General features: G+C 36.0%; 1 protein-coding gene. It reads right to left on the minus strand.

Annotated elements, in window-relative coordinates:
- On the minus strand, positions 1 to 250 hold a 250-nt coding region (locus SB765_RS32155), incomplete at both ends, for a hypothetical protein (RefSeq protein ID WP_410932831.1).

The raw sequence follows: 250 nt of genomic DNA on the forward strand, positions 1-250 counted from the left end.
GTAATATTTTTTAACTCATTACTTTCTATTAAAAATGCAAACCCATCTCGCAGTTGTCGTAAAGGCTGTAAAACCTGTCTGCGCTGTACCCAATAGACACTAAAAGCTAATATTACTAATCCGCCTATTGCTATTCCAAACACCCAAAACACTTGTCGTTTCACGTTATCTTGCTGTGCTTTTAATGTTTGCTCTGCCTCAATCACTGTTTTTGATACTAAACTAATTTGTTCACGTAACTCATTCGTTC

Origin of the sequence: Pseudomonas sp. SIMBA_067 (genome assembly GCF_046534675.1) — a bacterium.
Lineage (GTDB): Bacteria > Pseudomonadota > Gammaproteobacteria > Pseudomonadales > Pseudomonadaceae > Aquipseudomonas > Aquipseudomonas putida.